At 72.4% G+C, this 3,498-nt stretch carries 4 protein-coding genes; 2 read left to right on the top strand and 2 right to left on the bottom strand.

Annotation, left to right across the window (positions count from 1 at the left end; translation table 11 throughout):
• Positions 1-158 precede the first annotated feature (158 nt).
• A complete protein-coding gene (locus tag ACFWOG_RS40145) occupies positions 159-725 on the top strand; it encodes a PIN domain-containing protein (protein ID WP_380364622.1) in 567 nt (188 codons plus the stop codon).
• A gap of 512 nt (positions 726-1,237) precedes the next feature.
• Here the strand turns inward: ACFWOG_RS40145 and ACFWOG_RS40140 are convergent.
• Positions 1,238-1,639, bottom strand: a complete 402-nt coding sequence (locus ACFWOG_RS40140) for a hypothetical protein (protein ID WP_380364620.1) — start codon at positions 1,637-1,639, stop codon at positions 1,238-1,240.
• Between the two features lie 509 nt (positions 1,640-2,148).
• On the bottom strand, positions 2,149-2,388 hold the full coding sequence (locus tag ACFWOG_RS40135) for a hypothetical protein (protein ID WP_380364618.1): 240 nt from the start codon (positions 2,386-2,388) through the stop codon (positions 2,149-2,151).
• 581 nt (positions 2,389-2,969) lie between these two features.
• On the opposite strand from ACFWOG_RS40135, the gene ACFWOG_RS40130 reads away from it, so the two are divergent.
• Positions 2,970-3,407: a hypothetical protein gene (locus tag ACFWOG_RS40130; RefSeq protein ID WP_380364616.1), complete on the top strand. Its 438-nt coding sequence runs from the start codon at positions 2,970-2,972 to the stop codon at positions 3,405-3,407.
• The last annotated feature ends 91 nt before the right edge of the window (positions 3,408-3,498 follow it).

The raw sequence follows: 3,498 nt of genomic DNA, 5'->3' as shown, positions 1-3,498 counted from the left end.
GATGATCAGCCTCATGACCCGCCGCCTCACCGGCGAAACGACCCCCACCTGGCACGGAACCTGACCTCGACAACCAGGAGCGAAACACCCACTTAGGGGGCGACGGGCTTCCTGCGGGTGAGGGCGAGCGCCTCCTCGCCGAGGAGGTCCTGCCGGCGGTGCTGGCCGGGTCCGTGCGGCAGGAGCGGCCGGTGGTGGTGTTCGTGGCCGGGCAGGCCGGCAGCGGCAAGACTCTCGCCGACCACCTCCCGACCGAACCGGCCCTCATGCTCGTCGGCGGCCACCCACTGCCCGCCGACGCGCCACCGCACCCGCTGCCCGACGCACTGCGGCACCTGCCCGCGGGCGTGCCCACCGGCGAGCGGCGGGTCGTCGTCACCACGAGCGCCGTCCTCGCCTGGATCAAGAGCGGCCCCGACTCCCGGGTGAACATGTGGCTGGACCGCGCGGTGCTGCCGGAGGCGGCCGCCGGCGAACTCGTCACCGTCCTCGCCCGCACCGGCGCCCACGAACGGGCCGACCACCTGCTGGCCGAACTCGCCCTCCTCGGAGTCCGCCGCCCCAGCACCGCCGAGCACCGCACCACCCTCGCCGCCGACACCGCCCACGCCCTGGACCTCACCGCCCGGGCCGCCGCCGCCGGCCTCGACCTGACGATGCCGGACGCCCTCTGCGCGGCCACCGCGCACCGCCTCGACGCACCGCTGCCCGCCGAGGCGCCGTAGCCGCGACCGGGGCCGCGCCGGGAACCGGCCACGGCGCGCGTGAACCCCCAGGTGCTCGCCGCCGGGGTGTGCGAAGGGGGCCGGGCCCGGGGACGTAGGGGGGTTGGTCCGCCGGGGCCCTGCCGTGGGCCAGCAGCGCCGGGGAGGACGTGGCGCAGCCGCTCTGGCCGGCGGCCCGGTGGTGCTGTGGTGGGACCGCCGTGCCGGGAACAGTAGACCCGCCAACCGGCGGTGGCCAGGGGTTTGGCCTGCGACCTTCCGGCTGCGAACATGTCATTCCGACGGCCTGGCTCCCGAACTCGGATCGGCGCGGAGCTCGGCGGCCCGCCGAACCCGCGCCGCCTTCGCCCGCCGGTTCCTGCGCGAGGCCGAGTCGGTGCTGGAGCTGTTCGAGGCCACCATCGTGGCCCACCCCATGGGCGCCATCGCCGAGCAGCAGCTGCGCATCCTCGCCAGGCTGTTCCTGTAGCCCCGGCCGACGCGTCCCCCCGCGGGCAGAACGCCGGCTCCGATCAGTCCTGAAGCCAGGCATCGCCGGGTGCGCTGTGCGTACCGCGCCATGCAGGGAGGCTGTAGCGGGTGACCAGGGTCCAGGCGGTGCGGGTGGCATCCTCCACCCAGGCGTGGCCGGCGGCCGGGAGGCCGGGCGCGCCGCGCAGGTTCCCGGTGATCTGCTCCTCGGAGATGTGCTTGTTGCCCCGGCCGAGGTACTTGAGGACGTAGATGGCGAGGTAGTCCACGTCGGAGGAGTCGCCGTCGCCGCTGAGGATCTTGCGCAGCCGGTACCGGAACTTGGAGCCGATGCTGTCCGGTCCCTCACCCCAGAAGGGTCGGACGGGGTCCGGGAGCATGTCGATCAGGTCGACCAGGTGAGCGAGGTCGACGTCGTCAGCCACGGTGACGATCTTGCGCATATGAAGTTCCCTCCGGTAGGCGGCGGCCTGTACGGCCGAACCGTTGCCGCCCTCGTCGGCGGGCCGGCACCACCACGGACACGCGTGAACGTCGGACCGGAACACGGACACAGCAACAGCCGTGCCCAGGCTGGCGCGCCGTAGTCCCTGGCGTCCCGGGAACCGCTGAAATGGCCGGTACCTGCTCAGCGGCGTGACTTGTCGCCCCAATAGCCGATCACCGATCCGGTCAGCCGCTCGTTCTCGCGGGCGTGGGCAGGATCGAGCAGAACAAGCCGTGCAGACGCAGCATCAGCGACGCGAACTGGATGGCCAGTCGTCCGGGCGCCCGTGACCTCTTCATGCCCCAGCAGTGCCCGCCCGGCAGGCTGGCCTGGCCTGCGGCGCGTGCGGGAAGGTCGACTTCCGCCGCGACCAAGGACGACGACCCGGACACCCACGTGAGGTCCAGACGGTGCGGCACCGCACCCGGGTGCCCCGGAGTTGTCGCCGCAGACAGAGGCCGCTGACTAGTTGTAGCGCGGGTCGGCCAACTTGATCGCGTTCGTCGCGGACACACACGGCCAGGGCACCCCGCCGCAAGCCGGGCAGGTCGGATCGCTGCGATCGCTGGGCGCGTGCTCGGCCAGCTCCTTGTCCGCGATCGCACGGATGCCGCGCTCGTCGAACGACATGCCCTGGTAGGTGTCGCCCGCGAGGAACACAGCGTGGTCGTAGGCGGCGAACTGCTGCGCGAGGTCGGGATCCATGCCGGGAGAGTAGAACACCGCACCGTCCGCGGGCAGTCCGGGGCCGCCCCACATCTTCCGCTGCCGGCCTACGGATGCGGGCCGATGAGCAGCACGGTGAGCGCCGGACCGTCCCGACTGTCGCCGGCTTGACGGCCGACGGCCGTGCCCCGGGTCCAGTAGATCCGCCAGGCGCCGGCGCGGGTGTCGATGCAGGAGTCGAAGACCCGGTGACGGGGATGGCCGGGCAGGACGTGGTAGCGGTGGGTGCGCAGGCCGGGGTGGCGCAGGCGACGGCGAGACGGTCGAGCGCGCGGCCCCGTGCCAGGCAGTGCAGGGCGCGGGCGGCGGCGGGGGTGCAGTGCAGCGTCGGCACCGTGGTCTCCTTCGCCCGGGGCCCTCGGCGGGCGGCGGAGGGTGCGGCCGGCCCGGTCCATGACACGGGCATGAGGAATTCGTGAGGGGGTTCTGCAGGATCGTCAGGGCGGACCGGGCGGCGTGCCCGCCGGAGAGCGGTCCGCCGTTCGCCCGTCCGTGCCGCAGCGGTGCCGATGCGGCACATGCCCGGCCTCACCCGCCCGTCGACCGACAGGAGTCCACCGTTGAACCGCACCGTCTCGTTGCGACGCGCCGCGGCACCCGCCGCCCTCGTCCTCACCGCCGTCACCGTGTTCGGCGCGCTCGGCGCCGGGTCGGCCTCCGCGACCCCGTCGCGGCCCCCGACAGCCAGCTGCAACCCCAACCTCGACTCGGTGTGGACCGATGTCACCGCCGCCCAGGTGGACCCGGTCGTCACCGACTTCCTGGCGGTGAACATCGCCGACGGCACCACCGGCCAGCGCACCGAGACGCTCACCCAGGTCGACTCGGTGACCACCCAGGTCAACGCCAGCACCGAGATCACCGCCTCGACCGGCTTCCTGTTCGTCAAGGTCTCCGCCAAGGTCGGCTTCTCGGTCCAGAACACCACCTCGACCATTAGGACCAACGCGATCACCTCCACCTGGAACTTCAACAAGGCCGGCTACTACGGCCTCTAGCCTGCGTGTTTCACTTGCGGCGGTGTCCGGATCATGAGCGGGAACGCGAAAGTGCCTTCTGCGCTGGGAAGATGAGGCTTGTCGAAGGTCT

Origin of the sequence: Kitasatospora sp. NPDC058406 (assembly GCF_042722765.1) — a bacterium.
In the GTDB taxonomy this organism is placed as follows: domain Bacteria; phylum Actinomycetota; class Actinomycetes; order Streptomycetales; family Streptomycetaceae; genus Kitasatospora.
The sequence above is the reverse complement of the archived record's forward strand: the minus strand, read 5'-3'. Positions and strand labels throughout refer to the sequence as shown.